We start from the raw sequence: 22492 nt of genomic DNA, 5'->3' as shown, positions 1-22492 counted from the left end.
TTGAACTCTTCCTCTAGCAACATTTCTGGGGTAAAGGTAATCCCTTAAAATGACGCTTCAACCTCAACTTCACGAGAAAGTAAGCGTGTCACAACAACTTAATCTGTTCGTCGCTGACCAGTCTGCAAGCTGTGGTTGGTTGGGTAGGGTAGCGGATTTTTTGCAGATGTCTGTCGAGACATGGCTTAATCGTATGGTCTCTCAGCATCAGCACCTTTATCAACAGCAGCCGACCCAAACTCAAATTCAAGCCTGGCAGGATACTGCTAGGGTGCTGTCTCAAGCGCTTGTGCAACCTCATCAGCAGGAATGGGGACTAATTTTTGAGTACGAACTGCCCCGTGAAGGTGGGCGTCGTCCAGATGTCGTACTGCTAGCAGGTGATCGAGTTTGGGTCCTTGAGTTCAAACAAAAATCTGCGATCGCAGCTGCTGATCTGGATCAAAGTGCGGCCTATGCCAGAGACCTCAAGGCTTATCATCCGGGCTGTCGCGATCGCTCGGTTTGTCCTCTGCTGGTATTAACTCGACGAAAGCAACCCGCAGAACCACGCGGTGACGTGCAGCCGGTCAGTTCTCTTCAGTTGGCAGAGGTTCTGGCAGCCAAAACACCGAATGGTGGTGACATTGACGTTCAAGCTTGGGTCTCTGCAGACTATGCTCCCTTGCCGACCATTATCCAAGCGGCGCGACAAATTTTTCAGCGCGAACCGCTCCCCTCAATTCGGCGGGCAGCAAGCGCAGGAATTCCTCAACTGCTCGACACTTTGAACCAGCTCGTCGTTCAAGCTGCCCAAAAACAAGAGCGGCATTTGGTCCTAATTACGGGTGTTCCTGGAGCAGGCAAAACCCTAGTAGGACTCCAGTTTGTTTACCAAAATCCACTAGCGGTAAGCGATCAGCCCCAGGCGGTGTTTCTTTCTGGCAATGGTCCGCTTATTCAAGTCTTGCAGTACGCCTTGAAGAATCGAGTTTTTGTGCAGCCAGTGCGGAATTTTTACTTACAGCACCAGGTTCGCCGCCAAAGTGCTCCTCCTGAACACATCATTGTTTTTGATGAAGCGCAGCGGGCTTGGGATGCTAGTCGCATGTCGGAAAAATACGGCATTGAGCAGGCTGCGGGCGGCGCAGTGCTACGGATTGCTGAACGGATTCCCGATTGGGCTGTCGTCGTCGCTCTCATTGGGGAAGGGCAAGAAATTCACGTGGGTGAGGAAGACGATATTGACCAGTGGCAAGTCGGTCTCCAACAGTCTAAGCAGCCCTGGCAGGTGCATTGTCCTCAACGCTATGAGGCGGTTTTTGCTGAAGTCAGTCATCAACTACACGCCGATACACAGTTTGATCTAACGACCTCTTTACGGACTCATCGGGCTGAGGCGGTTCAGGAATGGATTAACCAACTCTTGCTAGGCAATCTAGGTGCTGCTGCTAGCCTCATGCCCCAACTTCAACAGTCTGGTTTTCGAGCCTATCTCACTCGGGAGCTAGAGGTGGCCCAGCAATACTGTCGCGATCGCTATGGTGATCAGTACGACAAGCGCTATGGCATCGTAGCCTCATCTCGCGCTAAAAATCTTCCCGATCATGGAGTCGCCAACGACTATAAATCTACCCTGCGAGTTAAAGCGGGACCTTGGTATATTGCTCCACCCGATTCGCCCCGCTCCTGCTGCGCTCTCGATCAGGTTGTTACTGAATTTGGCTGTCAGGGACTAGAGCTAGATATGGCGATCGTGGCTTGGGGGAGCGATCTGATTTGGCAAGACCAAACGTGGGTCTGCACTACTCGCCAACGCAACGTGCAGGATCCCCGTCGCTTACGACTCAACAGCTATCGAGTCCTCCTCTCTCGCGGCAGAGACGGCTTTGTGGTGTTTGTTCCCCCTGAACAGCGCATGGATGAAACCGCTGCGATTCTGCTCAAAGCTGGCGTCATGGCACTGTCTGCTAACAGTTAGGTGGGATTCTGTAGTCGTGGTGTGTTATCAGAGGCTAGCAATATCATGCACTATGCTCCGAAACTCCTCGCTTGGCTGATTTGATATAGCCGTCGTCCACTTCGTCAGGACAAGACCGCGAACCATTTGTGATATGCCAGGCACCTAAATGCTATTTATTGCATGAGCCTACAGGGCTAAAGCTATAATTTTGCTTCGCAGAAACACCCTAGAGTTGAGGGAGCGTGAATAGAGTTGATTTTGGTGAAACCAATTGAGACAGAGCAGTAACCCAACCGGTGAAAATTGATGGAGGTAGCTGTGCTGATTCGTGTTGCTCAATCCGAAGACATTGAAACCCTCTTCGACATTCGCACGAGCGTTACTGAAAATTACCAGTCTCGGGAAGAAATAGCGGCTCTGGGCATTACGCCAAAGACTGTGGGTGAAATGTTAGCAGACGATTGCTGTGCCTGGATTGCGGAGGTGGAGAAGCGACCCATAGGCTTTGCTATGGCCAATGCTACTGAGCAAACAATCTTGGGTCTCTTTGTGCTACCAAAGTTTGAAGGACAAGGAGCAGGTCGTGCTCTCATACAAACGGCAGAATCCTGGTTGTGGTCTCAGGATAGTAAGGAAATTTGGTTATTGACTGGCAATGACCCGAGTTTACGAGCCTATGGTTTTTATCAACATCTAGGTTGGGTTGCTACCGGCGTAGTTGCAACAGGTGACTTTGCAGGAGAAATGAAATTTGTCAAACAGCGTGGCCAAACGTAAGCCCTATCGTTTGATTGAAGTGGATTATTGCGATCGCCACCCTCGCCAGACGCGAGGCTGTCATCATGCAGCTAATTGGCAATTCAATGATGACAGCCGTCAAAAGGTGCTGTCTGCCTGAATTTTGACAATGACAGACGATTAATCGTAGATGGGTAACGAGTTCGGCGCACTCATCGCAAACTGTAGGTTAGTTGTTAAGCGATTGAGGGCTATGCCCACGTGGGTTTGCCCGGTTGCCAGTGGAAACACCTCATAAGAATTTGATCCGAAAGGAGGAGTCGCTGCACCATTTGCAGGTCCTGGATACATAGCTCCGCAGAAACTACCTGCTGGCCTAAAACAAATGGCTGGCAGTCCATTGCCAGTGGTACCCACGTCAAACACCCAATCCGAATAGGCAGAATCATTGAACGAATTCAAGCGCTGTGCATACATGATGCAACGACCTTGTCCACTTTCTACACCAACCTGCGAAAAAACAGCAAGGGTTCCTTGAGTTGGGATTCCTATTGATTGAGCTGTCGTGACAATGAGAGCATTGGCTGGCTGTGTTCCTAGATTGGCTGGATTGTCTCGCAACTCAGGACTAGGAATGGAACAACCAAACGTTCGACCGGGAAAGGGTTGGGCAGAACTGGCTTGACCAAAACTGCCCAGAATGACGGTAGCAAAAGCAACAGCCATAGTCAGGCGACGGACTTTACCAACAAAAAAACTACTTACGAACATAGACCGCTTGCTCCAAATACTTCAATAAAAGTAAGAACTATCGAGTTTGTAAGACACGGTAGTTACTGACTGTTGTTTCAGACTTGGATTGGATCCTTCAGGACAAATTTTTCACAGATATTGAAAAATCTCGTTTATTTCTTAAAAAAGAAAGCTGCGCTTAAGATGGGACTGATTTAAGAGCTTGCAAGGTTGAAGTCAGTTATGATCTTTTGGCTTTGAGATATTCCGAAAAGCCCTTTATAGAAAGGAGTTTAGGCTAGTGAGAGCACATGATGTTTTGATTTTAGGTAGTGAACTGCGAAATTTTTCAAAGTTGAAATCCTACTAGCGCGACCAATACAAATATTCTTCAAAGCTAGGCTCTTCAATATCTCCGCTATTTGAGTAATCTATCTATCATGCTTAGCCTATTCATAATAAATTGGGGCTAGCTCCGCTAACCTTTTGGTGGCTGTGGCCTTATGGGTTAAGTCAAGTTTGATTTGGCAGGGGTCAGGACAGTGCAGCACAGACCAACAAATACGAGGCTGGAGCCAAGGATTTCTAAGTAGTTGAGGCGATCGCCCAGTAGCATTGCGGAGAACGCCAGTCCGAACACGGGGACTAGTAATGAGAACGGTGCTACCCGATTCGGTGAGTAACGCTGGATTAGATAAGCCCAGAATCCAAAGCATAGGAGTGATGAGATCAGCCCAGTGTAGAGAATGGTGCCGATGCCCAAGGGGGTGAGCGATCTCAAAGCGGCGACCTGGCCCGATTCAAAAATTACAGACAGTATCAATAATGGTAAAGGTGGCACGACCGCCATCCAAACGAACAGTCGAAAACCATTAGTAATCTTCGATAGCTTGATGCAGATATTGCCCGTAGCCCAAGACGCTGCCGCCCCCAAAACTAGAATGAGGCTGAGTAGTGGCGACTGTCCGCCCCGAGTGAGGGCGATCGCAACCATGCCTGCCAGTGCCAAACCGACTCCAAACCACTGCTGTCGTTGAGGCACATCTCGCAATATCACAGTCGAGAAGAGCAGGGTAAACAAAGCTTGAGACTGAATAACCAGAGAGGAAAGGCCCGTGGGCATGCCGCTCTCCATACCCACGTACAAAAATCCATACTGAAAAGCGCCCATTGATAGGCCAACCCAAACAATCCATCGCCAAGGAATTCCCTCACGGGGAATAAACAAAACAGCAGGAAACGCCACGACTGCAAATCGTAATGCAGCAAACAAAAGCGGCGGAAATTCTCCTAAGCCAACTTTGATAGCGACGAACGTGAATCCCCAAAGAACCGTTACCAAAACAGCGAGGAGAGTATGTAGGGGATTCATAAGCTTGAGATCAGGCTGCCATCAGGGCTACCGATTGCGACACTAATGGCAGATTAACCTCTCGCTGGAGACCTGTACAGTGTCATTACTGATCGCCTATTTGCCAATAGCTGCGATCGCAGATTGAGTTCTGAATGACCCTAACAGTAGTCCCCTTAGCTACCGAACCCGGCCTTCAAGGACATTAGCTAGGCGCTCAAGGGTGACATTGAGTTTCTCTTCAATTGTCGGTTCTGCTACTGCTTCTTCCTCAAGCTGCGATTTACGCTGCATCTTTTCGTATGCCTTGACGATGAAGAATAGGGTCAAGGCGATGATGATGAAATTGATGACAGTTCCGAGGAAATTTCCGATTGCAATGCCGGGACCGACGGTCAGTTCACGCCAATTGCCACCCACTTGTGTCAAGAAAGGATTGATCAACGCAGGCATTAAAATATCGTCGACAAAGGATGCGACTATAGCACCGAACGCGCCGCCCAGAATTACCGCCAGTGCGAGATCAATCAGGTTTCCTCGATTGATAAAATCCTTGAAATCATCCCAAAAACTACGGGTTCGCTTCTTAAGCCGTCCGTTTGCCATTTGCTTTCTCCTAATTCCAAAAGTCTCGCAACACAAGGTTGCAAAAATTGTTTACAAAACCGTGTAGACCATTCAAGGGCGTATTAGAACCAAGAGCCATTCAGAGACTACGCAGCATCCCCACCAGACAATAGCAAATTATCTGGCCAAAGAATAAAAATGTGTAGCCGTAGTAATCAGCATACTGACGATAGAGATTCATCTCTCTTTCGTGGGATTTTACCACCTTCATTGCGTCAGCATTGCCAGCATAATGTGAACGCAATGCTGTAAGCCGTTGCTCTAAAGGCGTGTAGTAATACTGTCGCCACGTTTCGAAGAAGACTTGACAGGCAATTTCTTCGTTCATGGCAAAAGATAAAAAGGATATCAAATTAGGTTAGTTGCCCCGCAATGATAGAGCACAAAACCTTGTAGTGAAGGGGGTTTGAAGGGCTGGGAAGCAAAGCAGTTAGCATAAACTCAACTGCGAGAGCTAAGCTTTACGCAGCAAATACGGGAGTCGAGAGGAGTCTTCCCTTCAGGACTGTGATGGCCTGACCGCTGATTAGGACGCGATCGCCTTGGACCTGCACCTTCAAGACGCCTCCCCTAGCCGAAACCTGTCGAGCCAGAAACTCTGATTGTCCTAATTTCTCTTGCCAGTAAGGGGCTAAAGAACAGTGGGCTGATCCGGTGACCGGATCTTCGTTGATGCCAACCGCAGGGGCAAAGTAACGAGAGACGAAGTCAATGGTGTCTTCCTCTCCAGGGGCGGTGACAATGACGCCTTGGACAGGCAGCAGCGTCATGATGGAAAAGTCGGGCTGAAGCGATCGCACGTGATCTTCTGAAGGAAGCTCTACCAAAAAGTTGGATTCTGCAGAACCGCCAAAACCTACATAGTCCGGCATCAGCCCCCGCAAGCTTCTAAGCAGCTCAGGAGAAGCTGTCGTAGCTTTAACAGGTTGAGTCGGAAAGTTTAGAGTAATCCAATCTCCTGATTGAGTTGCCGTGAGCAAGCCACTTCGAGTATGAAAGCGAGCTTCCTCTACTGTTGATAAATGGCCTTCGCTCCAAAGGACATGGGCACTTGCCAACGTAGCATGGCCGCAGAGGTCAACTTCAGCCGCAGGGGTAAACCATCGCAGCTGATACCCATCTTCCACAGGATGCAAGAAAGCCGTCTCCGACAAATTCATTTCTGCGGCAACGGAGCGCATCCAAGTTTCGTCAGCGGCTTGTGGCAGCACGCACACAGCAGCCGGATTGCCCGCAAAGGCTTTCTCCGTAAAGGCATCAACTTGCAAAATTTCAACAGAAGTTGCAGAATCCATAGCTTTTGAAAAGGGGAAGCGATGAATCCATCATGACTTAGAAAAGGGCGATCGCTGTATCTGTTTGCAATTTAGGACTTTTGATAGTGTCTTTGATGCTCACTTTTTCCATGAGACTTCTAAAATCTTAGCTTTTGTGCTTTGGTTGTGCTTTAGTGAGGTTTTCTTAAGAATGCGTCTATCCAATAGTATTTTGATGTCAATCTTCCAAAAGCTGTTACCGAGGTAGAAGGTCTCTGGCGCGTCTTAGTATTCTTGGAGGAATTGAATCACGCTCCAAGGGCTATACGTGAATCTTGGTGTTCTAAACCAGCGTCAATAGTTCCTTACTGTCTCACTCTTTCAATTCCTTAATAACGGCATCTATGCCATTGGCCAACTTCTTGCCAGCAGTTGGAGACTTGGGCTTTTTGTATTCTCGGGTGAGCGCGAAAAAGATACCGAGCACGAACAAAACAGCAAGCACTTCCATAAAAGCTCGGAAACTCCTAGATAGGCTTTTCGAGTCACCTTAGCAAGTTTCCAAAAAAATGACCGGTGTGTAGTTTTCTTCCCTATCTAAGATTCGCCGATTCACTGCATTGGTTAGATTGGCCCCATTTATAAATCAGTGGACAATTCCTAGAGGATGTAAGTGAGGAGAAGCCCCAGAAGCACCGCCATGATGATAACGCCTAGAGGGTCAGTATCATTGGCCTTCTTCTTTTTAGGATTGATCTCCTTTCCGGTTACTTCCTTAATAACCGCACCGATACCATCTGCCAGTTTTTCTCCAGCAGTTTTACTTTTAGGTTTTTTGTATTCTCGGGTGAGCGCGAAAAAGATACCGAGCACGAATAAAACGGCAAATGCTTCCATAAGAATTCAGGAACTCCTTAAACATGCTTTTCAGCTTGCTCTGGCAACTTTCCGAAGAAAATACGGAAAATTTCAGACGATCGCAAATATCCAACAAGTCGCAAACAAAACGCTGATATCTAGCTCGTGTTGATCGCAAGGACCGACATTCTTCAAGCTCAGCGCTAGCCGTTCGCGTTGTAGAAAATTCAAGACAGCATTAACCGCATGAAGACGGTTTTTGCTTGCGTTCCTAAGAATCAGAGGGGCTTACCGCTCCTAATTGAATTAGATTCTTTAATCTGGTTGCCCTCTTACACCCTGTATGGCAACTCGCTTATTTTAAGGTAACTGTGCTTTTATTGAGCAGTCTCATTATCCGCAAAGGACAGCATTATGTCAGCCTCCCTATCGACTCCGTTAGATACATTCACGGCTATTGAGGAGCGTCGATCCATTAAAACCTTTAAGGATGAACCGATTCCGTCCGATATACTGCGACGCTTGGTTGAACTGACCGTTGCAGCTCCTAGCAGCTACAACCTACAAGATTGGCGCATTGTACTCGTGCAGAGTAAGGAGCAGAAACAGACATTAGCTGAAGCCGCTTTTGGACAGCAACAGGTATTGGAAGCACCGGTTACTTTTGTGTTTGCCGCGAGGGCAACAGCCTGGAGAGACGAATCATTGATGGAGCAAATCTATCAAACTGCACTGGAGCGGGAGGCTTGGCCGCCAAAAACGGTTGATTATTTCAGGGAAGCCATTCCTCAGTTTCAAGAAAACTTAGGTCCTAAAACTAGGGAATATGCGGTTAAGGACGCCATGATTGCGGCGACTCATACGGCATTGGCGGCACAGGCAATGGGATTGTCTACCTGTTATATGAATGGTTGGCAAGAGGACAAGGTGAAGGAGGTTATTGGCGCTGCCGATGACCCCGATCTTGCGATCGCTCTCCTTCTGCCTGTAGGATTTGCTGCTGAATCTCGCAAAAATCCAGGGCGATTGCCACTCTCTGTCAATGTCTTTGTAGACCGGCTTGGCAACGGATTCGGAGCTTAACCCACTATTGCAGGTTGTGATTGAGGCGACGGAACCCAATATTAACAACGGTTTTGTTGGGTTTCGCTGCTACGTTAGCGTAGCCATGCCTAAAGGATTTTACTCAACCTACAGCAAAATAAGGGTTGCAAAAGTTTTAGTAGACAAACCCGTTCCGAATCTTACTGGGGCTACGACGTTCTGTAACTATCGCTGCCATTGAATGTACGGTAGTTGGGCTGCTGTCTGTTGGATGCTGGCTGCTTGAGAGACAAGCTGACCACAGGCATCCCAGGTGCCATTGACAAACATTTGCTGAGGGCCAGGGGCGATCGCCACTGGTGCAGCAAACTCAGCCATCGTGACCGTCAGCGTCTCTAAGTCCAGTATTAGGGGCGTTTGGGGGTTACTTGCAATCTTGTCCTGAAGGGTATTGGCAACATCAGAGCTGACCGTCACGCAGGGGACGCCCATCGCGACGCAATTGCCAAAGAAGATTTCAGCAAAGCTTTCGCCAATTAAGGCTTTAATGCCCCAGCGAGCGATCGCTTGAGGGGCGTGCTCCCGCGAGGAACCACAACCGAAATTGCGATTCACCACCAGAATTTCAGCCCCCTGATATTGGGGCTGATCAAAAGCATGTTGACCGTCGAGCTGGGTGCGATCGTCCGCGAAGACCTGTTCACCCAGTCCATCGAATGTGACACATCGTAGAAATCGGGCAGGGATGATGCGATCAGTATCAATATCATCCCCTTTTAATGGAATGCCGCGACCAGAGACACGTTTCACCTGGGTCATGACTAAAATCCTTGTTTAGCTCAACACAATACGGCACTCCATAATATCGTTATCCACGACCAGTGCGTCAGGTGGCTCAATCGGTCAGTAGCGGGTCTGGAACGGATTCATCTTCCGCAGAATCAACCTTGTTCGTAATCCATAAGGACTGATAGGGCTGCATCTCATAAATGTCATCTAGAGTCGTCAGGCGATCGCCACTAATGAGATCGACCCAAGGATCCGTATCCAGCAAATTCAAATCTGAAAGATGCAGTTCCTGAGGGTTTTTACTCAAGTTGTGAATGGAGAAGATGCTCTGATCGCGTGCCATGCTTTGTCGCCAGAATGCGAAGATGCACGGGTTAAGCGGATGCAGGGTATATTGCGTTGCATTGGGATGGAACGCCCGCTGACGACGACGAATCTCAATCAATCTGCACAGTTCCTTGAGGACAATCGCGTGGGGGGTTTCAGGATCTGCTAATGCCGCTTCTAGGGTATCAATGTTCCATTTGTAGCGGTTGATCGTGCGATTGTGGCCCGTCTCGGCGACACCTGCATGGTTGTTTCGCGTCGCCAATAGACTATGGATATAAAAGGCTGGAATTCCTTCTAAAGACATCATGATGGTTTGAGAGCAAAGGAAACGCTCAATCTGCCATTCATCTTTACCCTCGACGGTGCCCTGCATGGCGTCGAAGAGAGAAATGTTGATCTCATAGGGGGATTCAGTGCCGTCGGGATGACTCCGCATACTAATTTCGCCGCCAAACTGCTTCATTGTTGCTAGCAAAGAGTCATACTCATCAGCTGTTAGCAGTCCTTCCGTTGGCCGTAAACCAATGCCATCGTGAGAGGCCGTGAAGTTAAAGTAGGCGCAGCCAATTGGGGCCGGAGGCATACTCATCATCCACTGCTTGAGGTAATCCGAGCGTCCTTGCATCAACGCATTCAGCACCAAAGGTGGCAGGCTGAAGTTGTAGATCATATGCGCTTCGTTGCGGTTGCCAAAATAGCTGAGGTTTTCGCGGTTGGGGACGTTGGTTTCAGTGATGATGGCGATACCCGGATCGATCATTTGCAGCAGCTCCCGCAAAAGCCGAACAACGGTGTGCGTTTCAGATAAGTGAATGCAGCAGGTCCCCAGTTTTTTCCACAAGTAACCTACAGCATCAAGCCGAATGTAGCGAGTACCGGCCTGAACATAAAGCAAGATGATCTTGACATACTCCAACAGCACGTCTGGATTGCTGAAGTTGACATCAATTTGATCTGCGCTGAAGGTGCTCCAAACATGTTTGGCACCATTGACTGTTTCTAGCTTTGTCAGCAGGGGACTGCTACGAGGACGAACCACGTCAGCAATGCTCTCAGTCTCTGGGTCCACTTCAATTAAATAATCACAACCAGGCTTTTCACCGGCCTGGAATTGCTTTATCCAGGGATGTTCTCCAGAGACATGGTTAATGACCAAATCAACCATTAGGTTGAAGTGCTGACTAATTTGTTTGACGTCATCCCAAGTTCCCAATTCTGGATTGACGGCTGTGTAGTCTTTAATCGCAAAGCCATCATCCGACGTGAAGGGAAAGAACGGCAAAATATGGACGCCAGTAATACTATCTTGCAAATGTTTTTCTAAAAACTCAGCCAGCACTAGGAGGGGCGATCGCTCGTCCTGCGAGACCAGGCTGTCGCCGTAGGTAATCAACATGACGTTGTCGTGGCTCCACTTACGCCAGTTTTCGATGCTGCTTTGTTGCAGAAAAGGCTCCAGCAGGGCGTAGAGCTTTTCGGTTAGCATTTCAACAACGTCGGGCGGATAGAGCTTTGATAGCAGAGGCTTGATGCGAGACGAAAACATAATTGATTTGGGGTCAGGTAGATTGGACGGTTGGGACTGAACGCTTTTTTGAGGATTTGAACTGAGCAACATATTGGTGAGACTCCGCATCAATTTTTTGCATAACGGTAGACGTCACTCCTAATAGCCAGAAGTCATAAAGGTCGGCACTAAAACTAACTCCAAAACGAAAGGATAGAACTTCCGGAGATAGTTTAGAAAACACAAAACTCTCCTCAGGGTTTTCCTGGGGAATTGCTTGTGATGAAAGTGGTCAAAGGTTACTAGGTCTGCATTAAGACCTACGCTATGAAAGGACAATGCATCATAAGCGGAGATGATGTATTGCAGTCTAATAGCGGGAAAAGAATAAGGCAAAATCTATAAACTAGTCCCAGATCACCTAGTAGGAAATCACAAACTAATCGGTTCAGTGTTTTCCATAGAGTTGACGAAATACAGCCTAAAAGACGACCACTGATGATAGACCTTTACTAGAAGACTTAGGAGTAGAGACCGTAAGCCCATCAGAGCAAATAATTAAAGTACTCACCATAGATACCCCAATGCTTTAACGAATAAACATAACACTGTTAGAAAATCATCTTGTAACCGTTGACACTGTGAAGCCTAATTTTGACTGCACGCTGCTAACCAATAAGTAGATGGATAGAGAGCCTTTGAACAGTCAGAAAAATGAGGACGTGAACCAGCGGGAAAGTCAGGTCTTCACAGAGGAGGTTGTTAATGACGATGACCCTGGCAAGATTGGCTTGGAGCTTGTTTTTTGAAACCGAGCAATGAGAATGTGAGCCGCAGGAATGTAATAGAGCGCCAATAGCGTTGCGCCACCAAGACCGCCCGCGATCGCGATCGCCAAGGGTGGCCAAAATCCAGTTTGATCCAGCATGAGTGGAGTGAATCCGATGATTGTCGTCAGAGTTGTTGCGACAACGTGGCGAGTTGAGTGCATGACAACCTGTTCCGTTGCGTGCGAATTGCCTTGACGAGCATCAGGATTTTCGCGTAGAGCTGCCAGCACAACAATAGAATCGTTGATAGCTAGACCTATCAAACCCAACGTGCCAAGAATAGCTGTGAAGCCAAATACAGAATTGAAGACTTTTAGAGCAAGTGCGGCCAGTCCTACCGCCAGTAGCGCTACGGAGCCTAGAAGCGCTGCCATGGCGAATGAGTTGAACGATAGGACGAGTGTGGCTGTCATCAGAATAGACAGAACACCGACCATTGCTAGAAGGTTGCCGACGGCATCTCCCCTAGCATCTGCCTCGCCGCCGTATTCCAAACGATAACCTGCGGGAAGCTGCCAATTCTGATCAACCAATCGCTGCTGAAATGCTTTTAAGGTGGTGTCGGGAAGAGACCCTGCGGTTAGAAATGCCATTACAGTATTAATGCGCTGACCGTTGCGTCGAGAAATTGTCGCCAGATCCGGCTGTAGTTCGACATCGGCAAGCGCCGTAAGGGGCAAGGTTGTTTGATGGGTGGAAGACAGCAAGTCTAAAGAGGCCACTTGATTCAAGCGACTGCGATCTGCATCAGATACGCGCACCCGAACCGGCATGGTTTCTGTCTCATCCAGAATTGAACCGCCCAAGCTACCGTTAAGCGTCGTTTGGAGCTGCTGAGCGATCGCCCGATTATCCACTCCAGCACGTTGAGCCTGGGCCTCATCGACCTGGAGTGCGAGTTTGGGTAACGCTTCGGTGAGGCTAGCGTTGGTGTGTGTGACCTGGTCAATTTGCGACAGCTCATATCGAAGATCATTGCCAATTTCGCGCAGCTGCCCCATGTCTGAACCATATAGCCTCAGTTCAATCGGAGCATCAAACGGCGGTCCCTGCTCTAGCTGCTTCACCAAAATTTGGGCTTCTGGAAAAGCCGTATCCAAATCGGTTTGTAAATTGCGAATTGTCTGCCGTAGGCCCTCTGTCCCCTTAAGCTGCACAATTCCCTGAGCGTAATAGGGAGCATTTTCTTGACCGCCTACAACGTTGTAGAAAAAAGACGGAGCGCTTTCCCCCACAAACCAGTGAACGTCCTCTACCTGTGGGTTCTGGCGTATGCGATCGCGAGCGGAAAGGACTAGGGACTGAGTTTGGGCGATCGCAGCCTGACTGGGCAACTGCACCTCGATCTGAAATTGGTCTCGATTGGTGGGTGGAAAAAACTGCTGCTCCAGCGTCCCAAAAACCGCAAATCCCGCAATCGGCAACACCAGCGCCAGCGCCATTCCCATCCAGGGACGACGCAATACTCGCCGCAGCGACCAGCGATAGCCTGCCGTCAGCACCTCATTCGAAAAGCCGTGGAGCCACCAGTTCGCTTGCCATCCCAACGGCTGCCATCGATGCAGTCGTCCCACTAGCGCTGCTATGACCGTGAGGGAAAGCACAAGAGAACTGACCAATGCGAGAATTACCGTGAGTCCAATGGTGCCAATGAACTCTCCTGTGCCACCCGCCGACGAAGCAATGGGAACGAAGGCCAGCACGGTGGTTAGCGTAGAGGCAAGTAGGGGGATTAGAAGATGGCGTACCGTTTGCCCAACCGCTGCTGCCGGAGCTAACCCAGACTGTAAACGTCCTTGCACTTCGTCAACAACAACGATCGCATTATCAATCAGCAAACCCAAAGCAATGATAATGCCCGTCACAGACATCTGATGTAAGGGCACCCCCAAGCTATTCATCCAGCCAAACACCATCAGAGTCGTCAGGGGCAGAGCCAAACCCACCAGCAGAGCCGCTTTACCGCCGAGTATTAATAGCGAAACGCCAATCACGAGTAGAGAACTCAGCGCTAGATTACCAATCACGCCGTTGAGTCGCTGCTGCACGTACTGACTTTGATCCAGAACAATGTGTAGCCCCAGCCCCTCGGACAGGTCAGATTCAATTTCTGCTAAGGCTGCGTGGGCAGTCTCAGCCCAGAAGTCTACGCGGTAGTCAGTTTCTACCATGGCAGATACGACAACAGCAGGGTATCCATTGACGTAAGCGAGCGCCTCAGCCGGTTCCTGCGTGCCTTGGCTCACCTGAGCTACGCTACCCAGCAGCATCGTGGCGCCATCTTGTCCCACTTGAATGGGAATATTGCGAACTCGCTCTAGGGAATCCAAAGCACTGTCAACTTCTATCAAAAACTCACCGCGATCGCCCTGCACCTGTCCAGCAGAGACTTTTGCGTCACTGGCAGCAATTTGCTGGGACAACGCTTGAGCCGTCAGTCCTAGTCGAGCCAGTTCACTGGCCGCGATTTCCACCCGGATTTCTTCATTCGGATTGCCAAAGCGCTCGACCTTATCGGTTCCAGGGAGCGATCGCAGCCTATCCTCAAGTCCCTCAGCCAGTCGTCCTAAAATTAGATAGTTCGGCTCATCCGACAGTTCCCAAGTCAGTCCTACAATCAGCGCACTGGCCGTTGGAAGACTTTCGCGATATTCCGGGTCTGACGCTTCGGGAGGCAAATCCGGCACGGCATCGTCAATCTTGCTTCGCACCTTCGACCAAACGGAATCAACCTCTCGAATGGATTCCTTGATTTCGACCCAGACAGCGGAAACGCTCATTCCAGAAGTCGATTCAACAACCTCAACCTCCTCTAACTCAAGCAGCTTATCTTCTAGAGGCTCAGTCACCAGGGATTCGACCCGCTCTGGAGTTGCCCCTGGCAGAAACGTGACAACTTGAGCCGCCCGTTGAGTAATTTGGGGGTCTTCCATTCGAGGCAGTGTGAAGAAGGCTGAAAGCCCCCACACCACAACGAGCGTTAGGGTCAACAGCAGTAGCTGACGATTGCGATAGAAAAGATTAAACATGAGCGTTGGTTGAATATAGTCTGCTGAATTAGGCCGAAGTTTACAGGTAGGGTGAGCAGCGCCCACGCAGAGAGATCCATTTTTCCAGCTAGTTTCGGTGGGCAATGCCTACCCTCCGGGGCAATGGCGGGCTAGTAGGCACTGCCCACTAGCTTTTGCGACAAGGTTTCTACTCAACCTGAACCGTCTGGTTAGGCACAATGCGATGCGTTCCAGACATCACAACGCGCTCTCCAGGCTGTAGCGTGCCGCGCACCAACGCGCGATCGCCCTCCGTGTGAATCACCTCAAGTTCTCGTCGCTCGACGGTATAGATAGGGGCCGAACGAACCGAATCTGCCTTTGAAGATGCATCAGGCGAGTCTCCCAGTACATAGGCCGACCACAGGCCGCGCTCTCCAGGAACTAGAGCGGTTGTTGGCAGCCAAAAGCCACTAGTCGCCTGAGTTTCAGCTAGCACCAATCGAACTGTCTGTCCCACTGTGAGGTCCACCACAGGAACTCGCAATACGGCAGTCACCGTCCGGCTAATGTCATCGAGTTCTGGCAACAAGGCGGTTACTGAAGCGGTGTAAGTGCGATCGCCCATTCGTACCGTCTGCTCACTTCCTAAAGTCAGGGTATTGGCAATTTCAGGGGGAATTCCCACCCGTGCTTCCAGGGAACCCGCCTCCACCAAACTCAACACGGCTTGCCCACTGCCTGCAACTACCCCCTCATCTAGCGAGCGAACGCTGATTGTGCCGTCAAAAGGCGCATACAGCACGCTTTTCTCCAAGTCCACGTCAATTTGCTGAAGTTGAGCGTCTAGCTGACTGACGCGGGCAGCTTGGGCATCCAACTGCTCTCTTCGCGTTCCTGTTTCTAGTTCCAACAGTTCGCTTTCGGCCTGAGCCAAACGCTTCTCTAAAGCGCTGGTGCTATAAGTTTCCTGGTCCAACGCTTCCAGCGAAATTGCCCCTTGAGCGTAGAGATCCTCTCGGCGATCGCGCTGTAGACGGCTTAGTGCTACCTGCTGCTCTAGTTCCGCTACGGCAGCTCGTGCTGCGGCAATATCCTCTAGTCGGGGACCCGCTTGAAGTTCTTGCAGTTGAGCGATCGCTTCTTGGCGCTGAGCCTCCACCTGTTGACGCTGAGCTGCCAAGGTCCGATTATCCAACCGTGCTAAAGGTTGGCTCACTACCACCCGATCTCCTTCATCGACCAAAACTTCAACGACCGTACCCGTACGCTCAAATCCCAATACGCTGCTACGTCCGGCCACTAACTCCCCGGTATACTCCCGTTCGACCTCGTAACCCTCGACACGTTCCGCTGAGACAACGGTGACCGGCAACGCCGCATTGCCTGCCTCAGACACCGCTTCGTCAACTGCGGCTGATCTGAAGTAGTAAACACCGACAAGCAGAGGGGCGATCGCTAAAGGGACCCAAAGAAATTTCCTCCATGATCGTTGCGCTAAAGGAGATTTGAGTGTGTTGGGGTTAGTGGTGGAAGGGGCGATCGGGGGCAGCGTGTCAGGATTAAAAGCCATAGCAAATACCCAAAGAATTGTTATTCAACTATTTGATAAGCAACTTGTTGAATATTACCTAGCAATCTATACTCAAATTATTGAATATGTCAACGGTATTTTGTTTTCATACCATGGCCCTGGCGCACACGATATTGACTGTTCTTTCTGAACGGCCCTCTAGCGGATACGACATCAGCAAACGGTTTGAAGAAACGGTTAGCTGTTACTGGAAAGCTAGCCAGCAGCAGATCTACCGAGAATTGAGTAAGTTGGAAAAGCAAGGCTGGGTTGCTTTTGAGCTGATACCTCAAATGGGTAAACCCGACAAGAAAATCTACGCCATCACTGCCACAGGGCGTGAAGAACTTCAGCGCTGGTCTGCAGAACCGACAGAGCCTGCTCCTATTCGAGAAGATTTGTTGGTAAGAGTCCTAGGGGGTCCCTATGTGGCTCCCGACGAGTTAATGCGAGAGGTTAAACGCCGCCGCCAATTGCATCTGGAGCAGCTACAGCGTTACCAGCTAATGGAAGGTCAATACCAGTCCATGCCCAATCCACCTTTGCAGGAGCAATACCGTTATCTCACGCTGCGACGAGGCTTGCGATACGAACAGGACTGGATCAACTGGTGTGAAGAAGTTCTAGAGTTTCTAGAACAGCGGCAATCAGGGACTAAATAACATTCGCTTTGAAGCAGTGATGGATTTCAAGAAAGATGTCAGGCAGAAGTCCTGGATTCTGAGTTTTAGCTCCCTGCCTTCTGGCCTATTCAAGATTTCCATCCAAAACGAATCCTCAAATCCTGACTAAATTTCGCCTTCTGATGATGAGTCGCTAGAATCGAGGGTGTGACAAAACAGGGTCACATTTTGTAGGGCACATGTCTATAGGGCACATCCCGATAGAGATTGAGCAATATTTGTGCGAAGGCTTCATGGTTTCTCCAGGTTCTATTGATTTCTTAGATGAATTTGATGTCGTTATTGTTGGTGGCGGCCATTCCGGCTGTGAGGCCGCGTTAGCTTCTGCGCGGTTAGGCTGTCGCACGCTGATGATCACCCTCAATCTGGACAAAATTGCTTGGCAGCCCTGCAATCCTGCGGTAGGCGGTCCTGCTAAATCTCAGCTCGCCCATGAGGTTGATGCGCTCGGTGGTGAGATTGGCAAAATGACCGATCGCACCTACCTCCAGAAACGCATTCTCAACAACTCACGCGGACCCGCCGTCTGGGCACTGCGGGCACAAACGGACAAGCGAGAATATGCAGCGGTCATGAAGACCCTGGTTGAGAATCAGGCAAATTTAACCCTGCGAGAAGGGATGGTCACCGATTTAGTTCTAGGTGACAACGATGAAGTCCTGGGTGTCGAAACCTACTTTGGCGTTGCCTTCAAATGCAAAGCCGTCATCCTTACGACGGGAACCTTTCTGGGTGGCATCATTTGGGTGGGCAACAAGTCCATGCCAGCAGGCCGGGCCGGTGAGTTTGCCGCTACTGGACTCACCGAGACGTTGAATCAGCTCGGTTTTGAAACGGGACGACTTAAAACAGGAACTCCTGCACGGGTCGATCGCCGCTCGATTAACTTCGATGTCTTGGAACCCCAACCTGGAGACACAGACGTACGGTGGTTCAGCTTCGATCCTGAAGTGTGGATTGAGCGGAAACAAATGCCGTGTCATTTGACTCGCACTACGGCTGAAACGCACCGTCTGATTCGAGAAAACCTGCACTTATCGCCCGTCTACGGCGGTTGGGTAGATGCTAAAGGACCGCGCTACTGCCCTAGTATTGAAGACAAGATTGTCCGTTTCGCAGATAAAGATAGTCATCAGATCTTTCTAGAACCCGAAGGGCGCGACATCCCCGAGATTTATGTCCAAGGCTTTTCCACGGGATTACCCGAGAAACTGCAATTAGCTATGCTGCGGAGTTTGCCTGGACTAGAGCACTGTGCGATGCTGCGGCCCGCTTATGCGGTCGAATATGACTATCTGCCCGCAACCCAGTGCTATCCCACAATGATGACAAAGCGGGTTGAAGGACTGTTCTGTGCGGGGCAAATCAATGGCACCACAGGCTATGAAGAGGCAGCAGCTCAAGGCATTGTTGCGGGCATCAACGCCGCTCGATTGGTCAACAACCAGGAGATGATCGTACTGCCCCGTGAAGGCAGCTACATTGGTACCCTTTTGGATGATTTGTGTACTAAGGATTTGCGTGAGCCTTACCGGATGTTAACGTCTCGGTCTGAATATCGTTTGCTGCTGCGATCCGACAATGCTGATCAGCGATTGACGCCCCTGGGTCGCGAGCTTGGACTGATTGGCGATCGCCGCTGGTCTCTTTTCGAAACGAAACAGGCCAACATCCAAGCTGAAAAAGCTCGCTTGGGCAAGGTTCGTGTCAAAGAACACGACGCGATCGGTCAACAGATTGCTGCCGATACTGGACAGCGCATCAAAGGGTCCATCATGTTGGCCGATCTCTTGCGGCGTCCTGGCTTCCACTATGCTCAGCTAGAGCAGTATGGATTGGGTCAGTCCGACCTTGCTCGCGAGGAAAAAGAAGGGGCCGAAATCGACATCAAATACTCCGGCTACATTCAACGACAGCAAGCGCAGATTGATCAGGTGAGCAAGAATGCTAATCGCAAGCTGCCTGAAACGCTGGACTACACGTCTATTGATACCCTCTCCAAAGAAGCACGAGAGCGGCTCAGCGCTGTGCGGCCTCTGACCGTGGGGCAAGCATCCCGCATTGGTGGCGTTAATCCAGCCGATATTAATGCGCTGCTGGTGTATCTAGAAATTCAGGCCCGCCGTCGAGAGATGGCAGAGGAAGTGGCGATCGCGCCGTAGAACGGAAAAGCTGTGTCAGTTTCGTTAGGACGCGACGGCAAGCCATCTAGTCATGCCCTCAGTAGCATCCGGGTACTGAGCGCACAAGCCTAGTGCTTTGTCAAAGCTAAAAAGGGGAGTGCGTGTAGGTTGGATAGAACGAAGTGAAACCCATGTCCAGCAATAGCTTTCTGGGGTTTCTCTAATGTCGATCTAATCTACAATTTTAAGCTTGACATATCATCGTTATGACCAAGGTCAGACTTCTGATTCAACAAAACCACATAAGTTGCTGAATTTATTCTAAAATCAGCTTTCTTTAGTCTACTTAACTCAATGATGTATTACTCAGCATTTTATCCATGCAGTAAGCAAATTTTCTGATATTAGCTTCTCTCACTTTTTGGCAGACTTTAGAAAACCCAAACAAAGTTGTGAAGAGCCTATAAGAGGGTTGTCTGAGCAAAGTTAAACAAGCTTTTAGAAGGCTAAATTTGTTTTGCGGTCAGAGTTATCGCGCTTGGAAGAATTTTAAATTTAAAAATTTTCCAAACCTTCAACTTTAAAGTCATTGTTAATTCCGTTGATTCGTCAAATTATAGCCGCTGCCAATTTCATTAAGACAAGACAGCGAGCTATCTGGCGATGCGCTCAGTACCTGGATGCTGTTCGGCGCACAAATCCAGATGGCTAAAGCTATGAGTTCAGTTTCAACCGGATTGTCAAAGAAGAGACCCGATCCAAGTTTTTCGCCTACACAGTTTTAGAGCACTATGACGATGTCCAATACAGGTGATTTCGTATTGAACTTTCAACAGTTCATTCAGCTTCAGACCGTCCTACAGGGCTACCCTTTCTTCACCGGAACATTTAATCTACTGTTCGACGAAGACTTTTATCTAGGTCGATACCCTGACGTTGCAAGGGCGCTCGAAGACAACCTGATTGGTTCTGCCGAACAACACTTTCTCTCATCGGGAGTGGTTGAAGGTCGGATTCCTCATGCGTTCTTTGACGAAGATTTGTACCTGCTAGCCAACCCTGATGTCAAAGCAGTCGTTGAAAGTGGGGCGATCGCCAGTGGTCTTCAACACTATGTAGCATCAGGATTCAACGAAGGTAGAGACAGCCTTGGCATGAGTGTCAAAATTGGTGGGATTCAAATGTCGAACCTGTTCGATGAAGACTTTTATCTCAATCAGTTTTCGGACATTGACGCAGCAGTCAAAGCTGGCGGTTTTTCCTACGGATATGAGCATTTTCTTCGCTTTGGCGTTGCAGAAGGTCGCAGCCCCAGCCTCTATTACGATGAGGCCCTTTACCTCAACCTAAATCCAGACGTTAAGAATGCGGTGGATAACGGCGCGTTCCAAAGTGGTTTGGAGCATTACCTACTTGCAGGGCATATCGAAAATCGCACTGCGAGCCTGTTGTTTAACGCTCAAGCGTACCTCGATGAAAATCCAGATGTTGCCGATGTCATCGGTGGCGGGCTAGCGAGCGCATTTGAGCATTACATCAACTTTGGGCTAACCGAAGGCAGAGAGCCATCAACGCTGCTGTTTGATGAGCAATACTATCTGGCTCAGGACTCCAATGTTGCCGATGCAGTCGCGGCAGGCTTTTTCCAAAGCGGCTATCAGCACTTTTTACGCTTTGGCATGAAAGAAGGCCGCAAGCCCAATGCTGACTACAGCGAAGAAAGCTATTTGGCCGCTAACCCCGATGTCGAAATTGCAATAGGGCAAGGCGCCTTTAGTAATGGCATAGAACACTACATTCTGTTTGGGCGCAACGAAAATAGAAGCCTTGCCATTGCTGAACAAGACCCTTTGGACTACTCGGATTCCAGCAGCCCAGTTCTGGTTGATTTAGCCAAGCATACGGCCTCCTTTCTGAACTACGGGGTCAATTTCAAGGTGATGCCGCTGGGTGACTCAAATACTGAAGGGTGGGACGAAGGCAGAGGCAGAAGTCGAGATCCTCTGTATAGCGCTGCCCATGAGGGGTATCGAGAAGATCTATGGGATGACCTGGAAGCATTGGGCGTGAAGGCTGACTTCGTGGGCTCACTATCCAATGGTCCTACCACTTTAGAAGACAAAGATCACGAAGGACATGCAGGGGCACCTATCGGTTTTATCCGCAGCAACATCACGACTTATTTATCGAATGGATCTCCTGACATCGTGTTGTTGATGATCGGAACAAATAATGGTGGTAGCCCCGGAGAAACGATCGCGAACGAGCTGAATGACCTCATCAACGACATTCTGTCGAATGGCTCCTTCAGTGGCACGCTGATGGTTTCCACGGTGCCTCCGATCGTTCCGGCTGGACGTTTTCCTGACCGAGTAGCCAACATTGAAGACTACAACAGCCGTGTCCAAGGCGTTGTCCAAAGCTTTAACAGCGATCGCGTCGTCTTCGTCAATGCTGGAGGTCAGTTAACGCTAGATGACATGGCCGATATCAGCGTAGATGGTGGGTTACACCCCAATCAAACTGGATATGCCAAGATAGCCGATGCCTGGTATGACGCTATTCTTGACAATCTTGTGGCTAGCCGGAGTGCGATCAATGCTCAGGATGTTGCCGGCTCAGCCTTTGCTGATGCCTTGCTCGGCGACAGCAGAGCAAACGTTCTGGAAGGTCGTGAGGGCGATGATTCGCTCACAGGTGGGGGCGGCTCCGATGAATTTGTCTATCGCAGCTTAGAAGACGGATTCGATACCATCAATGATTTCGGGGCTGATGACATCATCAAAGTTGTGGATGCGAGCTTTGAAGGTGATTTGAGTGCAGGCTTCGACTTTGTGATTGGCAGCGCTGCTAACACGGGCAATAGTAAACCTGCCTTTTTCTACGACAACGGCACTGGCATTTTGAGCTACGACCCCGTCGGCAACGCTGGCAGTTCTGCGGCTCCGCTCCTACAGTTGAAAAATGCCCCCGCTCTTGTCGGCAACCAGATTGTTGTTGCTTAACAGACTGAAGCAAGTCGGGGTTCGCTAGCGTGTCTATAGATACACGCATCAGCCCATAAGTTTTTGATCAGAGCCGGAGCGCGATCGCGCTCCGGCTCTGATCAAAAACTTATG

Annotated in this window: 17 protein-coding genes; 7 read left to right on the top strand and 10 right to left on the bottom strand. The window is 49.7% G+C overall.

Going from position 1 to position 22492, the window contains the following annotated elements; genetic code table 11:
* Window positions 1–85 precede the first annotated feature (85 nt).
* The 3 genes from PN498_RS26325 (at window position 86) to PN498_RS26315 (ending at window position 2840) form a co-directional block, all read left to right on the top strand.
* Window positions 86–1960 (top strand): DNA/RNA helicase domain-containing protein, encoded by a 1875-nt coding sequence (locus PN498_RS26325; RefSeq protein ID WP_272066437.1) that lies wholly within the window; start codon window positions 86–88, stop codon window positions 1958–1960.
* 288 nt (window positions 1961–2248) lie between these two features.
* Entirely contained in the window at window positions 2249–2719 is a 471-nt protein-coding gene (locus PN498_RS26320; RefSeq protein ID WP_272066436.1) for a GNAT family N-acetyltransferase, read from the top strand.
* A complete protein-coding gene (locus tag PN498_RS26315; RefSeq protein ID WP_272066435.1) occupies window positions 2706–2840 on the top strand; it encodes a hypothetical protein in 135 nt (44 codons plus the stop codon). The genes PN498_RS26320 and PN498_RS26315 overlap by 14 nt, the downstream gene beginning before the upstream one ends.
* A gap of 20 nt (window positions 2841–2860) precedes the next feature.
* Here the strand turns inward: PN498_RS26315 and PN498_RS26310 are convergent, their stop codons facing one another.
* From PN498_RS26310 to PN498_RS26285, 6 genes are all read right to left on the bottom strand, one after another.
* Entirely contained in the window at window positions 2861–3451 is a 591-nt protein-coding gene (locus tag PN498_RS26310) for a hypothetical protein (protein WP_272066434.1), read from the bottom strand.
* Window positions 3452–3920: 469 nt separating this feature from the next.
* Window positions 3921–4784: an EamA family transporter gene (locus PN498_RS26305; protein WP_272066433.1), complete on the bottom strand. Its 864-nt coding sequence runs from the start codon at window positions 4782–4784 to the stop codon at window positions 3921–3923.
* Between the two features lie 159 nt (window positions 4785–4943).
* The gene (gene mscL, locus PN498_RS26300) at window positions 4944–5369 is read right to left on the bottom strand and encodes a large conductance mechanosensitive channel protein MscL (RefSeq protein WP_272066432.1); all 426 of its coding nucleotides are present in this window, start codon (window positions 5367–5369) and stop codon (window positions 4944–4946) included.
* A 100-nt stretch (window positions 5370–5469) separates the two neighbouring features.
* Window positions 5470–5718 carry a hypothetical protein gene (locus PN498_RS26295; RefSeq protein ID WP_272066431.1) on the bottom strand — a complete coding sequence of 83 codons (249 nt, stop codon included), beginning with the start codon at window positions 5716–5718 and terminating at the stop codon, window positions 5470–5472.
* Between the two features lie 133 nt (window positions 5719–5851).
* A complete protein-coding gene (locus PN498_RS26290) occupies window positions 5852–6685 on the bottom strand; it encodes a PhzF family phenazine biosynthesis protein (RefSeq protein ID WP_272066430.1) in 834 nt (277 codons plus the stop codon).
* 621 nt (window positions 6686–7306) lie between these two features.
* Window positions 7307–7543: a hypothetical protein gene (locus PN498_RS26285; RefSeq protein WP_272066429.1), complete on the bottom strand. Its 237-nt coding sequence runs from the start codon at window positions 7541–7543 to the stop codon at window positions 7307–7309.
* Between the two features lie 375 nt (window positions 7544–7918).
* Here PN498_RS26285 and PN498_RS26280 point away from each other — a divergent pair, with 375 nt between their 5' ends.
* Window positions 7919–8587 carry a nitroreductase family protein gene (locus PN498_RS26280; protein ID WP_272066428.1) on the top strand — a complete coding sequence of 223 codons (669 nt, stop codon included), beginning with the start codon at window positions 7919–7921 and terminating at the stop codon, window positions 8585–8587.
* Between the two features lie 186 nt (window positions 8588–8773).
* Here the strand turns inward: PN498_RS26280 and leuD are convergent, their stop codons facing one another.
* The 4 genes from leuD to PN498_RS26260 all read right to left on the bottom strand — a co-directional run bounded on the left by leuD (window position 8774) and on the right by PN498_RS26260 (window position 16567).
* A complete protein-coding gene (gene leuD / locus PN498_RS26275) occupies window positions 8774–9367 on the bottom strand; it encodes a 3-isopropylmalate dehydratase small subunit (RefSeq protein WP_272066427.1) in 594 nt (197 codons plus the stop codon).
* 76 nt (window positions 9368–9443) lie between these two features.
* The gene (locus PN498_RS26270) at window positions 9444–11285 is read right to left on the bottom strand and encodes a sugar phosphorylase (protein ID WP_272066426.1); all 1842 of its coding nucleotides are present in this window, start codon (window positions 11283–11285) and stop codon (window positions 9444–9446) included.
* Between the two features lie 628 nt (window positions 11286–11913).
* Window positions 11914–15138 (bottom strand): efflux RND transporter permease subunit, encoded by a 3225-nt coding sequence (locus tag PN498_RS26265; protein ID WP_272066425.1) that lies wholly within the window; start codon window positions 15136–15138, stop codon window positions 11914–11916.
* A gap of 64 nt (window positions 15139–15202) precedes the next feature.
* Window positions 15203–16567 (bottom strand): efflux RND transporter periplasmic adaptor subunit, encoded by a 1365-nt coding sequence (locus PN498_RS26260; RefSeq protein ID WP_272066424.1) that lies wholly within the window; start codon window positions 16565–16567, stop codon window positions 15203–15205.
* Between the two features lie 113 nt (window positions 16568–16680).
* Between PN498_RS26260 and PN498_RS26255 the strand changes: the two genes are divergently transcribed.
* The 3 genes from PN498_RS26255 (at window position 16681) to PN498_RS26245 (ending at window position 22378) form a co-directional block, all read left to right on the top strand.
* Window positions 16681–17229 carry a PadR family transcriptional regulator gene (locus PN498_RS26255; protein ID WP_272066423.1) on the top strand — a complete coding sequence of 183 codons (549 nt, stop codon included), beginning with the start codon at window positions 16681–16683 and terminating at the stop codon, window positions 17227–17229.
* Window positions 17230–17483: 254 nt separating this feature from the next.
* Window positions 17484–19412: a tRNA uridine-5-carboxymethylaminomethyl(34) synthesis enzyme MnmG gene (mnmG, locus tag PN498_RS26250; protein ID WP_272066422.1), complete on the top strand. Its 1929-nt coding sequence runs from the start codon at window positions 17484–17486 to the stop codon at window positions 19410–19412.
* Window positions 19413–20164: 752 nt separating this feature from the next.
* Window positions 20165–22378 carry a GDSL-type esterase/lipase family protein gene (locus PN498_RS26245; RefSeq protein ID WP_272066421.1) on the top strand — a complete coding sequence of 738 codons (2214 nt, stop codon included), beginning with the start codon at window positions 20165–20167 and terminating at the stop codon, window positions 22376–22378.
* The last annotated feature ends 114 nt before the right edge of the window (window positions 22379–22492 follow it).

It is taken from the genome of Oscillatoria sp. CS-180, assembly GCF_028330965.1.
Taxonomy (GTDB): domain Bacteria; phylum Cyanobacteriota; class Cyanobacteriia; order Phormidesmidales; family Phormidesmidaceae; genus Halomicronema.
Note: the sequence above shows the minus strand (reverse complement) of the source record. Positions and strands in the feature narration are given on the sequence as shown.

Coding starts and splice junctions, on each gene's coding strand:
- PN498_RS26280 (WP_272066428.1), top strand. CDS start 7,919: ATGTCAGCCTCCCTATCGACTCCGTTAGATACATTCACGGCTATTGAG.
- PN498_RS26320 (WP_272066436.1), top strand. CDS start 2,249: ATGGAGGTAGCTGTGCTGATTCGTGTTGCTCAATCCGAAGACATTGAA.
- PN498_RS26255 (WP_272066423.1), top strand. CDS start 16,681: ATGGCCCTGGCGCACACGATATTGACTGTTCTTTCTGAACGGCCCTCT.
- mnmG (WP_272066422.1), top strand. CDS start 17,484: ATGGTTTCTCCAGGTTCTATTGATTTCTTAGATGAATTTGATGTCGTT.
- mscL (WP_272066432.1), bottom strand. CDS start 5,369: ATGGCAAACGGACGGCTTAAGAAGCGAACCCGTAGTTTTTGGGATGAT.
- PN498_RS26285 (WP_272066429.1), bottom strand. CDS start 7,543: ATGGAAGCATTTGCCGTTTTATTCGTGCTCGGTATCTTTTTCGCGCTC.
- PN498_RS26310 (WP_272066434.1), bottom strand. CDS start 3,451: ATGTTCGTAAGTAGTTTTTTTGTTGGTAAAGTCCGTCGCCTGACTATG.
- PN498_RS26270 (WP_272066426.1), bottom strand. CDS start 11,285: ATGTTGCTCAGTTCAAATCCTCAAAAAAGCGTTCAGTCCCAACCGTCC.
- PN498_RS26305 (WP_272066433.1), bottom strand. CDS start 4,784: ATGAATCCCCTACATACTCTCCTCGCTGTTTTGGTAACGGTTCTTTGG.
- PN498_RS26290 (WP_272066430.1), bottom strand. CDS start 6,685: ATGGATTCTGCAACTTCTGTTGAAATTTTGCAAGTTGATGCCTTTACG.
- PN498_RS26295 (WP_272066431.1), bottom strand. CDS start 5,718: ATGAACGAAGAAATTGCCTGTCAAGTCTTCTTCGAAACGTGGCGACAG.
- PN498_RS26245 (WP_272066421.1), top strand. CDS start 20,165: ATGACGATGTCCAATACAGGTGATTTCGTATTGAACTTTCAACAGTTC.
- leuD (WP_272066427.1), bottom strand. CDS start 9,367: ATGACCCAGGTGAAACGTGTCTCTGGTCGCGGCATTCCATTAAAAGGG.
- PN498_RS26260 (WP_272066424.1), bottom strand. CDS start 16,567: ATGGCTTTTAATCCTGACACGCTGCCCCCGATCGCCCCTTCCACCACT.